Genomic DNA, 16837 nt, shown 5'->3' with positions numbered 1-16837 from the left:
GGGGATCTTCGTGAGTGAGCAAATGATATGGTACATGTCTGCGGGAAACGGAAGAGGAGAGGAAGAACTAGACGCTATTGCGAAAGTGTTTAATGATATCGGTCTGCAAATAACAAAAAGCGAAGATCCCGAAGATCTTCGCTTATCCATTTCTGAAGTAGAACCGGTATTGCTGCTTGCTGATTTAGGCGAGGTGGGAACATGGGAAGGATGGAAAATCATTTCCGCAGTAAGAGATGAGGGAATGATTCTTCCGGTCATGGTGATTTCCGAAGAATTATCTGGTAACGGAGCAGTTGCGGCCTTTTTAGCCGGAGGGAATGATTTCATGACAAAACCACTACATACCGGTGAATTTAAATGTAGAATTCTAAATTTATTAACCCTCACGGGTCGGCGTCGAAATTTAAAACATCTGTTAAAGGTAGATGGTTTAATGCTCGATCCCAGCCGCAGGCTGGTCACCCGTGAAGGGATCGAGCTTAAGATGACGCATAAAGAATTCGATCTTCTATATTATCTCGCTGCGAATCGAGGGATTATATGTTCCCGCGAGGAAATACTCAAACAAGTATGGGGATATCAATTCCATGCAGATACCAATGTTGTAGATGTATACATCAGGCATATCCGCTTAAAAATTGATAAAGGGTACCGGAACAAGTTGATTCATACTGTTCGCGGAACAGGATATGTAATGAGGGTGCCCGAAGGCAGCACCACATCCTGAGACTAATTCTCTTTTATAGAAAAGACTCTACTATAGAGCTGTTGTTTACAGTACGCGGCGAGCCTTTAGATAAGTCTTTTTCCATGTACCAGAATTAAGATCAGAAACCGTAACACCTGGTTTACCGTAAGTGTGCAGAATTTTACCGTTTCCAGCGTAAACAGCTACGTGAGTTACATTTTTACCAGTTGCTCTGCTGCCGCTGGAGAAGAATACAAGATCGCCGACACGAAGGTTAGCTTTGGATACAGCAGTTCCTACTTTTGATTGAGCCGCAGCTGTGCGGGGTAATGATACATTATATTTATTAAAGATATGTTTCATAAAGGAAGAGCAGTCAAAAACCTTAGTAGTAGAAGTAGAGGCTCCGAATTTGTATGGAGTTCCCATAAAGTTTTTTCCGAAATTGACAACGCTTTGTCCTTTGGACACCGTAGCGGCTTCAACTTTAGTTGCACCTACACCAGTTACCATCATTGTTCCTAAGCCCATTGTAGTAACCATTCCTATAACAATCGCTTTTTTTATCCATTGTTGTTTATTCATGTTGTAAGTACCTCCAAAGTTAGTATATCAATCTGTCTTGCTTGGCTTGTCTTGCTTGCCTGATTCGTAGTATAGCAGGTTATCTATGTCATAAAATTTGGTAGAGCAGCAATAAAGTGAGGCTGGGCCTGGGTTGTAAACGTTTTATTAAAAATTCATTAAAAGTTACAAAAAATTAATAACTTGATATTTTGAGCAATAAAATAAGCCGTAAACCCCTTGATATATAAAGGATTTAACGGCTTTTTAATTTTGAAACAAAAGTTACAAGGATGTTTCTATATCACTATGTATTTAGTCTTTGCTCTGAATAATCAGCAATAATCCACTACGTATTCTAACTGTTCCCGTGGAGGAAATCAGTTTGTTGCTTACACCTAGAGATTGCCCTAGCTTTAAAGTAGCATCATTCAAAGGATATTGAAATCCTTCTAATGTAATCCCTGTTACTTCAGGAGTTAATGGAAGCAAAGATACATAGGTGTAGCCCAAATCTTCAATGACTGTTTGGGATCCGGTAAGTGTCACATAGTTATTAGAATCCATCACGTAGCAATTGATTTGCCGTTGTAGAGCCCTTGTCATCATTTGAATGCTGGCTAAAGAGTGGTCAATTCGAGTGCCTGTAACTCCTAATAGTAAAATAGAATCAGGTTGTTGATTCATTGCAATATCGAGTGCCATCTCACTGTCGGTTAAATCCTTGTTCACGGCGTCACAAGTGATTGTTTTTTTACTTTTGGATTGAATATCCTGAAAAGCCTCAGGCGATACAGAATCAAAATCACCTACCGCAATATCTGGTATATATCCATGTGAGATGAGGAATAATGCACCCCGGTCCGCACCGATAATAAAATCTTCTTCATCTAATAGAGCGAAATAATCCGGAGATAGTTCTCCACCGGCAAAAATAACGACTCGTTTGGATGGCATAACATCCATTCCTCCTCTAAAACTCTAGTTGGTTATCCTGTCCCAGTATAATGCAGATCGAAAAGTTGCACAATTGACCATGACAACGCTAAAATGATAGTGTGCGATTTTTTATGTGCATAAATTCATATTTACTAATGTTTTAACAATTGGGAGGTGAATGAAATCGTAAACGTGCTATTTGTCTGTCTGGGTAATATTTGTCGCTCACCAATGGCGGAGGCCGTTCTGCGCCATAAGATTGATGAACGAGAGCTTTCACATAAGATTCTGGTTGACTCTGCGGGAACTGGAGATTGGCATATAGGTAAGGAACCGCATGAAGGGACTAGACGTATACTTGATCAAAACAAGATTAGTTATGCAAATATGGCAGCGCGTTTGGTCAGTAGCGAGGATTTTCAGAAGTTTGATTATATCGTCTGCATGGACAAGTCTAATGGAGAGAATGTTCGAAAGGTTCCTGGTGGGGAAGAGGCTAAGCTTTTGTTCTTCATGGATTTATTGCCTGAGGAAGAATTGAGAGAAGTACCAGACCCTTATTTTACAGGTAATTTTGAACAGGTATATGATTTGATCAATGCAGGCTGTGACGTGTTGCTAGAAATGGTGATAAGAGAAAAGCTGTAACCCGGTTGGGTTCCAGCCTCTCTGATTAGTATTAAAGTAAATTAAGGAAATTTGCTGGATTAAACTGTAAGCGTAAACACGGCAGAAATCTACATACGTTCTTTCGATGTTCATTTTTTGCTTCTATCAATAAGGCATTATGTGTTTAAAAAATAGAGTAGAGATTCAGGGAGTTCCTTTTGCCAAAAGCCCCAGAGATGACGACCGTCTTTCTCGCGGTAGGATACGGTAGCTCCACGTGCTTCAAGCAAAGCTTTAGTTTCTCTGTTCATCTGAACAAAATCATAGGTCCCAGTATCAGTCTGGTAATCTGTTTCCTGCAGTCCAACGACCATATTAATATTAAGCCAGGAGAGATCTTCCTCTTTAGCCAGCATGGCTTGTGATTCGGGATAGAATGCACCGGATAGGCTGATGATACGTGTGAAGATAGCTGGATAAGCAAGTGCCAGATGGAGGGAGACGCTGCCTCCAAGAGAATCGCCGGCTAAGATTCGTTCGTCGGGTGTACGGCGTACGGGATAATTTTTTTCAATGAAGGGAATAATCTCTTCGGAAAAGCAAGATAGGTACTGTTTGAATCGGCTGCCGAACGGAGCGTATTCTTGAGTCCGAACAGCGACGTTAACTTCTACACCAACGATAATGAAGGGCTCGACATCTTCTTCTATAATAAGTTGTCCAGCAAGTGTAGCAATGCGTCCAAAGTTGAAAAATTCTTCTCCGTCTTGGCAGTACACCACGGGGTAACTCAGAACTTCATTGTAGCCTGGGGGCAGATAGATACGTAATTTACGTTCCTCCTGCAGATGTTCACTCCAAAGCGTTTCTTTTACAATTGTGCGTTTCAGAAAAACAGAATCGCTCATCGTTGTCACGTCACCTTTCTTGTCGAATTTTGCAATACACACAGGGTTACGCTAAAATTATTAAATGTGTAACTGTGTTATTAATCATTTACTTGTTGGAAAAGTGTTAAACTGTTATATAAAATTTTCTCACCTGTTATACATACAAAATTTGAAGGAATATAAATTTTATAAGTATTTCTTTGACGAAAGTAACTAAACAGGTGTATAATAATATTATAACAGAGGCAGCTGATATTCAAATTTTTTTATTGAGGTGAAGATAATGAGTAAAGTTCCTTATGAAGTGTATACAGAGGACGTCGAGGCTCTATCGGTACTTTCCCCGGATGGAGAAATTATCAATAAGGATAAGATGCCAGATTTAACCGACGATCAACTGAAAGAAATTATGTATCGTATGGTATTTACCCGTACTTGGGATGATCGTGCAGTAAACCTTGGCCGTCAAGGTCGCCTTGGTTTCTACGCACCGGTATCCGGTCAAGAAGCTACCATGATTGGTAGTGAGTTCGCTTTGGAGAAAGAAGACTTCTTATGCCCAGGCTACCGTGATATTCCGCAGCTAGTATGGCACGGACTTCCATTGTACCAAGCTTTCTTATATTCCCGCGGTCACCAACATGGTGGAGCTATTCCTGATGGGGTTAATGTATTGATGCCACAAATTATCATTGGTGCGCAAATCCTGCACGCTACTGGTATTGCTATGGGCTTCAAATTGAAAAAACAAAAGAATGTTGCAATTACTTACACTGGTGATGGCGGTTCTTCAGAAGGTGACTTCTACGAAGGCTTGAACTTTGCTGGTCGTTTTAAACTGCCTGTAATCTTCTTTGTTCAAAACAACGGTTATGCGATTACGACTCCGTTCGCTAAACAAACGGCTTCCAAATCGATCGCTCACAAAGCGGTTGCAGCTGGTATTCCAGGGATTAAGGTTGACGGTATGGACATCTTTGCAGTAATCAGTGCTGTACGTGATGCTGCAGAACGTGCACGCAACGGCGAAGGTGCTACATTGATCGAGGCTGTAACTTACCGTTTCCGTCCACACTCTCTTTCTGACGATGCAAGTAAATATCGTTCGAAAGAAGAAGAAGGACAATGGAGTGAAAAGGATCCAATCGCCCGTCTTGCCAAGTATTTGGAGAAGAAAGGTCTTTGGACTGAAGAAGATACACTGCGCGTGAAGGATGAAGCGAAAGCTACTGTTAACGAGCAGATCAAAAAAGCTGAACAAACCGAAAAAATGACAATACCTGGCTTGATCGACAGTATGTTCGAAGTAACACCTAAACATCTGGAAGAGCAAAAAGCCGATTTTGAATAAGGGGGATATCAGGCAATGGCACAAATGAATATGAAAGAAGCGATTCGCGACGCGATGCGCGTTGAACTGAATCGTGACCCTAACGTTCTTATCTTCGGAGAGGATGTTGGTAATGTAGGTGGCGTTTTCCGTGTAACTGAAGGTCTGCAAAAGGAATTTGGCGAAGATCGTATTTTTGATACACCACTAGCTGAGTCCGCTATCGGCGGTCTGGCATTTGGTCTTGGTGTACAAGGCTTCCGTCCGATTGCTGAAATTCAATTCGTAGGTTTTATCTTTGAAGCACTGGATCAAATCGTTGTTCAAGCAGCGCGTTTGCGCTGGCGTTCTGGCGGTAAATATAACGCTCCAGTAGTATTCCGTACTCCTTTTGGTGGCGGAGTTAAGGCTGCTGAGCTTCACACTGACTCACTCGAAGGTTTGATCGCACAAAGCCCAGGGATTAAAGTTGTAATTCCTTCAAACCCATATGATGCTAAGGGACTTCTAATCGCGTCTATCCGCGACAATGACCCTGTCTTCTTCATGGAGCACTTGAACCTTTATCATGCATTCCGTGCTGAAGTGCCAGAAGGTGAATATACAGTTGAACTTGGTAAAGCGAACGTAGTACGTGAAGGTTCTGACGTTTCGATCATTACTTACGGGCTGATGGTACATACAGCTACCAAAGCAGCCGAGCAACTCGAAAAAGAAGGCGTTAATGTTGAAATTATCGACCTTCGTACTGTAAGTCCAATCGACATCGATACTATTGTAGCGTCTGTGAAGAAGACTAACCGTGCTATCGTGGTGCAAGAAGCACAAAAGAGTGCGGGTGTAGCTGCTGAAGTTATCGCACAAATCAATGAAAAAGCACTACTGCACTTGGAAGCACCTGTGCTTCGTATCGCAGGTCCTGATACTGTGTATCCATTCGCACAAATAGAAGATACATGGCTTCCAAACCCTGCACGTATTATTGCAGGCGTGAAGAAAGTTTTGGAATTCTAAATATTTTTACGAGAAACAGTTGTCATCCATATGGATGACAACGTTGTTTCATCTTATAAAGTTTAAATCATAAGGTTAGTCCCAATTTCACGAGGAGGTTTTCAAAGTGGCAAAGTTTGAATACCGATTTCCTGAACTAGGTGAAGGTCTGCATGAAGGTGAAATCATCAAAATGCATATCAAAGCCGGTGACAAGGTAACGGATGATGATATCGTAATGGAAGTTCAAAATGACAAGGCGGTAGTTGAGGTGCCTTGCCCAGTAAACGGTACTGTATTGGAAGTTCTGACTAAAGACGGTCAAGTATGCCGTGTCGGTGAAGTAGTGGCTATTATCGAAGCAGAAGGTGACGTGCCTGATCAAGAGGGTGCTGCTACTGAAGCTCCTGCTGCTCAAGCGCCAGCTGCACCAGCTGCTCCAGCATCTAACAAAGCATCGAATTTTGAATATCGCTTCCCTGAGCTGGGTGAAGGTCTGCATGAAGGTGAAATCATCAAAATGCATATCAAAGCCGGTGACAAGGTAACGGATGATGACATCATCATGGAAGTTCAAAATGACAAGGCGGTAGTTGAGGTTCCATGTCCAGTGAATGGTACTGTATTGGAAGTTCTGACTAAAGATGGCCAAGTTTGCCGCGTAGGCGAAGTTGTAGCTATTATCGCTGCTGAAGGCGACGTTCCTGAACAAGAAGGTCATGCATCTGCTGAAGCCGATGCAGCAAAAGGAAGTGCAAACACTACTTCTTCCCCTGCAGCAACAAGCCCTGCTGATGCTAAAGAAGGCGGATCTGCAAGTGTAACACCAGCTCCTGACCGCGATGTTTTGGCTACACCAAGCGTTCGCAAATTTGCTCGTGAGCAAAAAGTGGATATTTCCAAAGTGAACGGAACTGGTAAAGGTGGTAAAATCACTCGTGAAGACGTAGAAGCCTTCTTGAAAGGTGGTTCTACACCAGCAGCTCCTGCAGCAGCAGCGTCGTCTGAAGCTCCTAAGGCTGCTAAGACCGAAGCTAAAGCAGCACCTGCAGCAGCTAGCGGTAACGTTAGTCTTGAAGAAGAACGTGTACCATTCAAGGGTATTCGTAAGGCGATCTCCAACGCAATGGTTAAATCGGCTTACACTGCTCCACACGTAACCATCATGGATGAAGTAGATGTTACTGAACTGGTAGCATTCCGTACACGTATGAAACCTATTGCTGAGAAAAAAGGCGTTAAGGTTACTTACCTTCCATTCATCGTTAAGGCACTTGTTGCAGCTTCCCGTCAATTCCCAGCACTCAATGCTATGATTGATGAAGAAGCAGGCGAAATTGTCTACAAGAAATACTACAATATCGGTATCGCTACTGATACACCAAACGGTTTGATCGTTCCAGTTATCAAAGACGCTGACCGTAAGAGCATTTGGATGATTGCTAGCAGCATCACTGACTTGGCCGTTCGTGGCCGTGACGGTAAATTGTCTGCTAACGAAATGAAGGGCAGCACGATCTCCATCAGTAACATCGGTTCTGCTGGCGGTATGTTCTTTACTCCAATCATCAACTTCCCTGAAGTGGCTATCCTCGGAACTGGCCGTATCAGTGAAAAAGCAGTTGTGAAAAATGGTGAAATCGTAGTTGCTCCAGTAATGGCGTTGTCACTCAGCTTTGACCACCGTATTATCGATGGTGCGACTGCTCAAAACTTTATGAACTACATTAAATCGCTGCTCAATAATCCTGAGCTGCTGGTTATGGAGGTATAATTATGGTAGTAGGAGACGCTTCACTAGATATTGATACATTGGTCATTGGTGCAGGTCCTGGTGGGTATGTGGCGGCAATTCGTGCCGCCCAGCTCGGCCAAAAAGTCCTCATCGTGGATAAATCGGAACTCGGCGGTGTATGTTTGAACCGTGGATGTATTCCTTCTAAAGCCTTGATCGCTGCTGCGCATCAATTTGAATCCGCACAGCATGGTGAAGTTTTCGGCGTTACAGCTGAGAATGTTAAAGTGGATTTTGCCAAAACTCAAGAATTCAAGAACAGCGTAGTTAAAAAAATGACTAGCGGTGTGACTAGCTTGATGAAGGGCAACAAAATTGAAGTATTTAACGGCGAGTGCATGTTTATCAGCGACACAGAAGCACGTGTGTTCAATGATCATGAATCTCCACGTTACCGCTTCAAACACTGCATCATTGCTACAGGTTCCCGTCCAATTGAACTTAAACCTTTCCCATTCGGCGGACGTATTCTGTCTTCGACTGAAGCTCTGGAACTTCCAGAAATTCCGAAGAGCATGATCGTAATCGGTGGTGGATACATCGGTGCCGAGCTTGGTCAAATGTACTCTAAATTTGGCACTAAAGTAACAATCATCGAAGGTTTGGATACTGTACTTCCAGGCTTCGATAAAGATATGACTCGTCTTGTTGCGAAAAACATGGCTAAAACTGGCATCGAAATCGTAACTAACGCTAAAGCTGAAAGTGCTGTTCAGAACGACAAAGAAGTAACCGTGAAATACTCTGTTGGTGGCGAGTCCAAAGAAGTTACAGCAGATTACTTGCTTGTAACTGTAGGTCGTCGTCCTAACACTGACGGTGAACTTGGTCTGGATCTGATCGGTCTTGAGCTCGACGAGCGCGGATTGATCAAAGTTGATCACCAAGGACGCACAAGCATTCCTACCATCTTCGCTATCGGCGACGTTGTTCCAGGTCTTGCTTTGGCTCACAAGGCTTCTTACGAAGGTAAAATCGCTGCTGAAGCAATTGCAGGACTTACATCTGTTGTTGACTACAAAGTCATCCCAGCTGTTGTATTTACAGATCCTGAGTGTTCAAGCGTTGGTTTGACTGAAAAAGAAGCAAAAGACAAAGGCTACAAAGTGAAAAGCGGCAAATTCCCATTCGCAGGAAATGGTCGCGCAGTATCTTTGAACAGCCCAGAAGGCTTCATCAAAATTGTTGCTAACTCCGAGAACAATTTGGTACTGGGAGCTCAAATCGTTGGTATCGAAGCTTCTAACTTGATCGCTGAACTTGGTTTGGCAATCGAAATGGGCGCAACGCTTGAAGATATCGCTTTGACTATTCATGCGCATCCAACCCTTGGCGAAATCGTCATGGAAGCTGCTGAATTGGTTGAAGGTCACCCAATTCATGTAATGAAATAATTTTTCTCCAAAAATTGCTCTAGCAGGCAACAGAAAGGCGGACGCAAATGCGTTCCGCCTTTTTTTGTGTTTTCCACTTTTTTGAAAAGAGATATACTGGGAGGAAGAGCAATTACTTAATCTGTATTTTATAAATATAGGGAGGTTCAATGATGAGAGCTGATAAATTAAAGCCTGGAGATGAGCTGCGTATTATCTCTCCTTCCAGAAGTTTGTCATTAATCGATGCTCAGCAAAGGAAAATCGCTAAAGAGCAGCTTGAACGGTTAGGTTTTCGGATATCCATTTCAACAAATTCTTTTGAGACGGATGATTTTGTTTCCTCTTCTATTGATTCGAGAATTGAGGATTTGCACGAAGCTTTTTTAGACCCCAAAGTGAAAGGAATATTAACGACCATTGGGGGCTTCAATAGTAACCAGCTCCTGCGTTATATAGATTATTCAATCATTGCAGAGAATCCAAAGCGTTTATGTGGTTATTCGGATATTACTGCACTAAGTAATGCGATTTATGCTCAGACAGGATTAGTTACATACTCCGGACCGCATTTTTCCACATTTGCGATGCTCCACGATAATGAATATACCATCGAATATTTCCGCAAGCTGATGATGGACAATAAAGAAATTCTAGTGCAGCCTTCCAGGCATTGGAGTGATGATGAGTGGTATCTGGATCAGGAAAACCGGATATTTATTAAAAATGAAGGTCCGTTCATTATCAATGATGGGGAAGCGAAAGGAACGATTATTGGTGGCAATTTATGCACTTTAAATCTTTTGCAGGGAACAGAGTATATGCCAAGTTTAAAAAATTCTATCTTGTTCATTGAGGATGATTATGAGTCAGCACCTGCAACCTTTGATCGAGATCTGCAATCCCTAATTCATCAGCCTGAGTTTGAAGAGGCCAAAGGGTTGGTGATCGGCAGATTCCAAAAAGAATCACGTATGTCCATGAAGCTGCTGACTACAATTATCCGCTCAAAAGAAGAATTATCCGATATTCCTGTGATTGCAGACGTGGACTTTGGACATACATCGCCGATGATTACCTTTCCTGTGGGTGGACAAGCAAGCCTTCGGGCTTATGGGGCAAGAGTGGAGCTTAGGATAGCGGAGTAGAGATACAATTGCTGAATCAATCCTTTATAATTGAATAGGTAACCCGATTATTAAATATATTTAAAAATTATCTTACCTTCTACAAAAATCGGATTTTTCAGATATAATATATGAGGTGAAATATTACGGAGGTGCAATACTTTGACGAATGAGTTAGAACAAACCTATTTGAATTTTTTACAATATATTTTGGATCATGGTGTGAAAAAAGAAGATCGTACAGGAACTGGTACAATTAGTGTATTTGGTTATCAAATGCGATTTGATTTATCAAAAGGCTTCCCGCTGTTTACAACAAAACGTACACCGTTTCGCTTAATTGCAAGTGAGTTATTGTGGTTTATTAAAGGCGATACCAACATTCGTTATTTATTGAAAAATAATAATCATATTTGGGATGAATGGGCTTTTAAAAGATGGGTTGAATCGGACGAATATGCTGGCCCGGATATGACAGACTTCGGGAATCGTTGTTTAGTTGATGAAGATTTTAATCAATTATATCAAGCAGAGATGAAAGCATTCTGTGATCGTGTCTTAGAAGATGATGAGTTTGCTGCCAAATATGGCGAGCTAGGAAACGTTTACGGTAAGCAATGGCGGAATTGGACATCTTCTACTGGCGAATCAATTGACCAATTACAAGACGTTATTCATCAGATCAAAACAAATCCTGATTCTCGGCGTTTAATTGTCAGCGCATGGAACCCGGAAGATGTTATAAATGCTGGGACGAAAGGAAGCAAAGCAGCGTTACCGCCCTGCCACGTTATGTTCCAGTTCTACGTTGCAAATGGTAAACTAAGCTGTCACTTGCTGCAACGCAGTGCGGACTCTTTTCTCGGGGCAAACTTCAATATTCCATCTTACTCCTTACTTACACATTTAATCGCATACGAATGTGGGCTAGAAGTAGGCGAGTTTGTATACAGCATTAGTGATGCGCATATCTATTCAAACCATGTTGAGCAAGTGAAAGAGCAATTATCAAGAGAATTAAGAGCATTGCCTACACTGGTTATTAATTCACAGAAGAAATCAATTTTTGATATTGAACTGGAAGATCTGGTCATTGAGGGGTACAATCCGCATCCTTCGATAAAAGCGCCGATCGCAGTATAACGTAATTGTAAATGAAGATTCGCAAATATAATTTTTGGCAATATAGTTTTTTACTTTAGTATGGAGGAAGGAGAGAACTTCATGAGTATTAGCTTAATATGGGCAATGGGTGCCAATCATGTCATAGGAAAAGATAACGATATGCCTTGGCATTTGCCGCTGGATTTTGCTTATTTCAAAGCAGAAACATTGGGCAAAAGAATGCTAATGGGCCGCAAAACATGGGATTCGCTCGGAGGCAAGCCCTTGAAGGGCAGAACGAGCCTAATTCTAACTAGGGATACTGATTATTCAGCTGAAGGTGCAGAGGTTCTACACACGCTTGAAGAGGCTCTCAGCGAGGGTAGAAAAGAAGATGAGCTGATGGTAATCGGTGGTGCGGAAATTTACCGGTTGATGTTGCCGTATGCTGACAAGTTGATGTTGACGCAGATCGAACAGGATTTTGAAGGAGATACCCGGTTTCCTGAGATTGACTGGAGGATGTGGAAAGAGGTCTCCAATATCAAGGGAATTCGTGATGAGAAGAATCCGTATGATTACCGTTTCCTTGTTTATGAACGTACGGAATAGCAATAAAACGTTTTCTCTGACATAACATGTGAAATAGTACAAATAATCAGTAGATTTATCCATTACTGTGCAAAAGTGATGAATGTTACTATAATTAAAATTAGAAATGATTATGTATAGGTATAGAATAGAATGTGCAGGTACTTCATTGCGTTGCTGACAACCATACGAAGCCGCAATATGCTACAATGTACTATACTTCAACACGAAGAGAACGGATGGGGGAAACGTAAACATGTCTACACCTACAGGTTTTATGGAGTATAAACGGCAGCTCCCAGGTGATCGGGATCCTGAGCAGCGGGTAAAGGACTGGGAAGAATTCCACCATCATTTATCCGAGGACGAGCTTCGGACACAGGGCGCACGTTGTATGGATTGCGGAACCCCCTATTGCCATACAGGTATTGATATGGCTGGCGGGACCTCAGGTTGTCCAGTACACAATTTAATTCCGGAATGGAATAACTTGGTGTATCGTGGACTCTGGAAAGAAGCACTGGAACGTCTGCATAAGACAAACAACTTTCCTGAATTCACAGGCAGTATTTGTCCCGCTCCCTGTGAAGGCTCTTGCACAGTGGGCCTGATCGGACAGCCGGTAACCATCAAAACAATTGAACTTGCGATCGTTGATAAGGGTTTTGAAGAGGGCTGGGTTGTACCTAATCCTCCGGAGAAACGGACTGGCAAAAAAATTGCAATCGTAGGCTCTGGACCTGCTGGACTTGCCGCAGCAGCACAGCTTAACAAGGCTGGACATTCTGTAACTGTATTTGAGCGCAGTGACCGCATTGGCGGACTGCTGACATATGGAATACCTACTATGAAGCTTGATAAAAAAGTTGTACAACGTCGTGTAGATTTGCTGGCTGCTGAAGGGATTAACTTCGTAGTGAACACTGAGATTGGTAAAGACATTCCGGCTCAGCAGCTTGTTGATGAGTATGATGCGGTCGTTCTGTGTGGTGGAGCTACTAAAGCACGCCGTTTCAACATTGAAGGCAGTGAGCTTAAGGGCGTTATGTATGCCATGGATTATTTAAATGGCACGATCAAGAGTTACTTGAATTCCAATCTGGAGGATGGTAACTATGTATCCGCTGAAGGTAAAGATGTAATCGTCTTGGGTGGCGGGGATACAGGATCTGACTGTGTTGCCACAGCGCTTCGTCATGGCTGCGGCAGTATCACTCAATTTGGTACACATGAAAAAGCGCCTCTGCAACGGGATCCGATTGCTAATCCTTGGCCACAATTTCCGAATGTGTACAGCTTGGATTATGCGCAAGAAGAAGCGAAAGCTATTTTTGGCGATGATCCGCGTGAATTCTCTATCATGACCACTAAATTTGTTGGGGATGAAGAGGGGAACTTGAAGGAGCTTCATACGGTGCAGATCCGCCGGATCGTGGATGAGACAGGTCGTAAAATCTACCAGCCCGTTCCTGGAACGGAAGCTGTATATCCTGCTCAACTCGCTCTCATCGCTATTGGTTTCGATGGACCGGAGCAAGATATTGTTGAGGAGCTTAACCTGGAGACTGATCGTCGTACCAATGTGAAAGCACGTTACGGCAAATTCAATACGAACGTGGATAAAGTGTTTGCTGCGGGCGATATGCGTCGTGGTCAAAGCTTGGTGGTCTGGGCCATCAACGAAGGTCGCGAAGCTGCACGTGAAGTGGATAAATACCTGATGGGCTCAAGCGTTCTTGTCTAGGCATTAATTCAAGAAGCCGTTTCAAAAGCAGTTTACCTGCTGGAGAAGCGGCTTCTTTTTGGAGCCGACGCTTGACGGAAATATTATTTTCATATAGATTTAATACAATATTTAAATGACAAAAGCATTGACCAAGGACTTACGATCCTAGTAGCGTTAGAACAGAGAGGGAACTCACCGGCTGAAAGGTTCCTCAAATACGTGTGGATGGTATCCTGCCTGGGTAGCTGCAGCGTATAACCGCTGCCGGAATCGGCCGTTATTCGATCGAGGATCGCCAAATCAAGTGTAGACTATGTACGGGCTGGCGGTTAAATAAGGGTGGTATCACGACACATTCGTCCCTGACGAATGTGTCTTTTTGCGTTTAGAGCGTTCATTTTTTAGGGAGGGTACAAATATGCGTCAAAGTAATCTTTTATTAACAACTCTGCGTGAGGCACCTTCAGAGGCGGAGACAAGCAGTCATCAGCTGCTGCTGCGTGCGGGATATATCCGCCAATTAGCAGCGGGTGTGTACACTTATTTACCGCTTGGCAGACGTGTTTTACGGAAAATAGAAGCGATTGTGCGGAATGAGATGGATGTCTCTGGGGCTCAGGAGGTATTGATGCCATCTATGCAGCCTGCGGAGCTCTGGAAAGAATCAGGCCGGTATGAGGTATACGGTAAGGAGCTGATGACGCTGCGGGATCGTCATGAGCGGGAATTCATTCTAGGTCCTACACATGAGGAAGTAGTAACCACACTCGTCCGGAATGAGATCAGCTCCTATCGAAAGCTTCCTATTACCGTATATCAGATTCAGACCAAGTTCCGAGATGAACGCCGACCACGTTTTGGACTGCTGAGAGGCAGAGAGTTTTTGATGAAGGATGCTTACTCTTTTGACACAAACCTGGAAGGTCTAGATAAATCATATATCCAAATGTTCGAGGCTTATCACCGGATATTTGAGCGATGTGGATTGAAATTCCGTGCTGTCCATGCGGATTCCGGTGCGATTGGAGGCGAGGGCGGCAGTCATGAATTTATGGCGCTGGCTGATATTGGGGAGGATACGATTGCTGCATGCACCGTTTGTGATTATGCGGCCAATCTGGAACAGGCAGAGTCCGTGCGGCCTGTAAAAAATGAAGTTGTCATACAAGTACCGGAGATAGAGAAATTCCTCACTCCTGATTTGCGCACAATTGAGCAACTAGAGCAGGAGCTAGATATCCGGCCAGACCAGATTATCAAAACATTAATCTATGAAGGTGACGGACAGATTTTTGCTGTACTGGTCCGGGGTGATCATGAAGTCAATGAAATAAAGGTAAGTAAATATTTAGGAACGAATGAGATTAAGCTTGCTGACTACGAGTCTGTGAAATCCTTAGCGGGCGTTGAAAGTGGATTTGTAGGACCTGTAGGCTTAACGCTTACTGTCCTAGCAGATGCGGCAGTAGCTGATATGACTCAAGGGATTACAGGGGCGGGAGAAAAAGATTATCACTTCCGTAACGTCGTACCCGGCAGAGATTTTTCGCTTGAGCATGTGGGGGATTTTCGGAATGTAGCAGAAAATGAAGTTTGTCCGCATTGTTTGGAGGGTATTCTGCATTTTCATCAAGGGATTGAAGTGGGTCATGTCTTCAAATTAGGTACTAAATACAGTGAAAAGCTAGGCGCTTCTTACTTAGATTCTTCAGGCAAAAGTCAACCTATGATTATGGGCTGTTACGGAATTGGTATCTCACGGCTTTTATCCGCTATTGCTGAACAGCATCATGATGAGGATGGATTAATGTGGCCAGCAGCATTGGCACCTTATCAGGTTCATATCTTGATAATGTCCGTCAAGGATAGTGAGCAGCAGACGGTTGCAGAAGGTCTCTATGATCAACTAACCAAGCTTGGCATAGAGACGCTGATTGATGATAGGGATGAACGCGCTGGCGTGAAATTTAAAGATTCAAGCTTGATCGGGATACCTCTATCAATAGTTGTGGGCAAGGAAGCATCACAGGGAAGAGTAGAGTATCTGAAACGAAACACAGCGGGGAAAGAAGTCTTAGAAATTATGGAAGCTGTGTCTCGGATCAAACAATTCTATTCACAGCTGATATAAATGATCTTTTTTCATTTAATGGGAATGCCAATGATCAGGGCAGGAGAGTGTTGCTGGTAATTTTGTGAGAGTATTGCCTTTTGCCGCATTGATCTGTGCCTGAGTGAGAAAGAGAGCTTCTGCTAAATTAGCACCTCTAAGGTCAGTATCGCGAAAGTCTGCCCCAATAAGGTCTGCACCTCTGAGATCAGCGTCCCTAAGGTCTGCGGCTATTAAATAGGCTCCTCTCAAATTGGCGCCTCTAAGATCGGCTCCTTTGAGCTTAGCTCCCATAAGGTCGGCACCTCGACTGAAATTCTTCGCTGATTTCTTTAGTTTACGGCGAGCCTCAGTTCGTACAAGCTCACTGACCTGCAACAGTAACATATTGATTTTTGCTCGATGAGCGGCAACATCCACTTTTACAAGTGCTTCAGGATTAAGTAAAGTGAGCTGTTCCGTTTCATCGAGAGCTGTTTGCAGCTCCGTATGGATTGTACGGGTTATTTCTAAGTTTAAAGATTCATGTAAATACCAGAGCAGCTCGTGCAAATGCCACATGATCGGAAATACCTCGAACATTTGCTTCGCAGTTTTCGGCTTTTTCCTCCAGTCTTCTCCAGCATAAGTGACTTGAGAAATCTTTTGCCCAGCTCCAAAACAGTCATAGACCGTACAACCACGATAGCCTAATTCTCTTAGCTCTGTATGTACACCACAGCGAAAGTCCGACTGTAGATTGTGACAGGGCTGTCCAGCGTCTTTGTCTCTAGCGAAATCTATGGAAGCAGCAAAAGGCAATGCGGCACAACACAAGCCAAAGCACTGCTCACAATCCGCCTTCAGGGCGGTGAGGCTTCGATCTGAAAAAGGTTCTGTAAATCTGTGATTCTCATACAAGGTTTGTTTCCCTCCGATACATGAATACGCTTATACCAACTTATTTTAAATCAAACGAAAGACTATGAAAAGTCCGGTCGATTAAAAAAAACCGA

Annotated in this window: 15 protein-coding genes; 11 read left to right on the top strand and 4 right to left on the bottom strand. The window is 43.1% G+C overall.

The annotated features are described in order from the left end of the window. Positions 1-10: 10 nt before the first annotated feature. Positions 11-730, top strand: a complete 720-nt coding sequence (locus tag NSQ55_RS16815) for a response regulator transcription factor (RefSeq protein WP_076128431.1) — start codon at positions 11-13, stop codon at positions 728-730. A gap of 45 nt (positions 731-775) precedes the next feature. Here the strand turns inward: NSQ55_RS16815 and NSQ55_RS16810 are convergent, their stop codons facing one another. Together NSQ55_RS16810 and NSQ55_RS16805 are read right to left on the bottom strand one after the other, a co-directional pair. Next, positions 776-1276, bottom strand: a complete 501-nt coding sequence (locus NSQ55_RS16810) for a C40 family peptidase (protein ID WP_339168128.1) — start codon at positions 1274-1276, stop codon at positions 776-778. 294 nt (positions 1277-1570) lie between these two features. Continuing rightward, entirely contained in the window at positions 1571-2212 is a 642-nt protein-coding gene (locus NSQ55_RS16805) for a thiamine diphosphokinase (protein ID WP_036687693.1), read from the bottom strand. 165 nt (positions 2213-2377) lie between these two features. Between NSQ55_RS16805 and NSQ55_RS16800 the strand changes: the two genes are divergently transcribed. Then, complete coding sequence (locus NSQ55_RS16800; protein ID WP_076184504.1) at positions 2378-2842, top strand: low molecular weight protein-tyrosine-phosphatase; 465 nt, start codon at positions 2378-2380, stop codon at positions 2840-2842. A 137-nt stretch (positions 2843-2979) separates the two neighbouring features. On the opposite strand, the gene NSQ55_RS16795 is transcribed toward NSQ55_RS16800, so the two are convergent. Further along, positions 2980-3711: an alpha/beta hydrolase-fold protein gene (locus NSQ55_RS16795; protein ID WP_076184429.1), complete on the bottom strand. Its 732-nt coding sequence runs from the start codon at positions 3709-3711 to the stop codon at positions 2980-2982. Positions 3712-3976: 265 nt separating this feature from the next. On the opposite strand from NSQ55_RS16795, the gene pdhA reads away from it, so the two are divergent. The 9 genes from pdhA (at position 3977) to NSQ55_RS16750 (ending at position 15863) form a co-directional block, all read left to right on the top strand. Then, positions 3977-5044 (top strand): pyruvate dehydrogenase (acetyl-transferring) E1 component subunit alpha, encoded by a 1068-nt coding sequence (gene pdhA / locus NSQ55_RS16790; RefSeq protein ID WP_038571556.1) that lies wholly within the window; start codon positions 3977-3979, stop codon positions 5042-5044. A 15-nt stretch (positions 5045-5059) separates the two neighbouring features. Beyond that, a complete protein-coding gene (locus tag NSQ55_RS16785) occupies positions 5060-6037 on the top strand; it encodes an alpha-ketoacid dehydrogenase subunit beta (protein ID WP_038571553.1) in 978 nt (325 codons plus the stop codon). A gap of 106 nt (positions 6038-6143) precedes the next feature. Further along, a complete protein-coding gene (locus NSQ55_RS16780; RefSeq protein ID WP_076184428.1) occupies positions 6144-7790 on the top strand; it encodes a 2-oxo acid dehydrogenase subunit E2 in 1647 nt (548 codons plus the stop codon). A gap of 2 nt (positions 7791-7792) precedes the next feature. Next, a complete protein-coding gene (lpdA, locus tag NSQ55_RS16775) occupies positions 7793-9205 on the top strand; it encodes a dihydrolipoyl dehydrogenase (RefSeq protein WP_036687684.1) in 1413 nt (470 codons plus the stop codon). Between the two features lie 152 nt (positions 9206-9357). Next, positions 9358-10332, top strand: a complete 975-nt coding sequence (locus tag NSQ55_RS16770) for a S66 peptidase family protein (RefSeq protein WP_076302607.1) — start codon at positions 9358-9360, stop codon at positions 10330-10332. Positions 10333-10473: 141 nt separating this feature from the next. After that, on the top strand, positions 10474-11454 hold the full coding sequence (locus tag NSQ55_RS16765; protein WP_076184426.1) for a thymidylate synthase: 981 nt from the start codon (positions 10474-10476) through the stop codon (positions 11452-11454). Between the two features lie 81 nt (positions 11455-11535). Beyond that, positions 11536-12027: a dihydrofolate reductase gene (locus tag NSQ55_RS16760; RefSeq protein ID WP_076130027.1), complete on the top strand. Its 492-nt coding sequence runs from the start codon at positions 11536-11538 to the stop codon at positions 12025-12027. A gap of 235 nt (positions 12028-12262) precedes the next feature. Further along, positions 12263-13750, top strand: a complete 1488-nt coding sequence (locus tag NSQ55_RS16755) for a glutamate synthase subunit beta (protein WP_076130028.1) — start codon at positions 12263-12265, stop codon at positions 13748-13750. 400 nt (positions 13751-14150) lie between these two features. After that, the gene (locus tag NSQ55_RS16750; RefSeq protein WP_076302604.1) at positions 14151-15863 is read left to right on the top strand and encodes a proline--tRNA ligase; all 1713 of its coding nucleotides are present in this window, start codon (positions 14151-14153) and stop codon (positions 15861-15863) included. A gap of 15 nt (positions 15864-15878) precedes the next feature. On the opposite strand, the gene NSQ55_RS16745 is transcribed toward NSQ55_RS16750, so the two are convergent. Next, a complete protein-coding gene (locus tag NSQ55_RS16745) occupies positions 15879-16742 on the bottom strand; it encodes a pentapeptide repeat-containing protein (RefSeq protein WP_339168123.1) in 864 nt (287 codons plus the stop codon). Positions 16743-16837: the final 95 nt, after the last annotated feature.

The organism is Paenibacillus sp. FSL H7-0943, from assembly GCF_037963265.1.
In the GTDB taxonomy this organism is placed as follows: domain Bacteria; phylum Bacillota; class Bacilli; order Paenibacillales; family Paenibacillaceae; genus Paenibacillus_AQ; species Paenibacillus_AQ odorifer.
This window is presented reverse-complemented; position numbering and strand designations above follow the sequence as displayed.

Bases quoted from the DNA above. Each gene is read 5' to 3' on its own strand.
- NSQ55_RS16810 (WP_339168128.1), bottom strand. From the start codon at position 1,276: ATGAATAAACAACAATGGATAAAAAAAGCGATTGTTATAGGAATGGTT.
- NSQ55_RS16805 (WP_036687693.1), bottom strand. From the start codon at position 2,212: ATGCCATCCAAACGAGTCGTTATTTTTGCCGGTGGAGAACTATCTCCG.
- NSQ55_RS16795 (WP_076184429.1), bottom strand. From the start codon at position 3,711: ATGAGCGATTCTGTTTTTCTGAAACGCACAATTGTAAAAGAAACGCTT.
- pdhA (WP_038571556.1), top strand. From the start codon at position 3,977: ATGAGTAAAGTTCCTTATGAAGTGTATACAGAGGACGTCGAGGCTCTA.
- NSQ55_RS16785 (WP_038571553.1), top strand. From the start codon at position 5,060: ATGGCACAAATGAATATGAAAGAAGCGATTCGCGACGCGATGCGCGTT.
- lpdA (WP_036687684.1), top strand. From the start codon at position 7,793: ATGGTAGTAGGAGACGCTTCACTAGATATTGATACATTGGTCATTGGT.
- NSQ55_RS16770 (WP_076302607.1), top strand. From the start codon at position 9,358: ATGAGAGCTGATAAATTAAAGCCTGGAGATGAGCTGCGTATTATCTCT.
- NSQ55_RS16760 (WP_076130027.1), top strand. From the start codon at position 11,536: ATGAGTATTAGCTTAATATGGGCAATGGGTGCCAATCATGTCATAGGA.
- NSQ55_RS16755 (WP_076130028.1), top strand. From the start codon at position 12,263: ATGTCTACACCTACAGGTTTTATGGAGTATAAACGGCAGCTCCCAGGT.
- NSQ55_RS16750 (WP_076302604.1), top strand. From the start codon at position 14,151: ATGCGTCAAAGTAATCTTTTATTAACAACTCTGCGTGAGGCACCTTCA.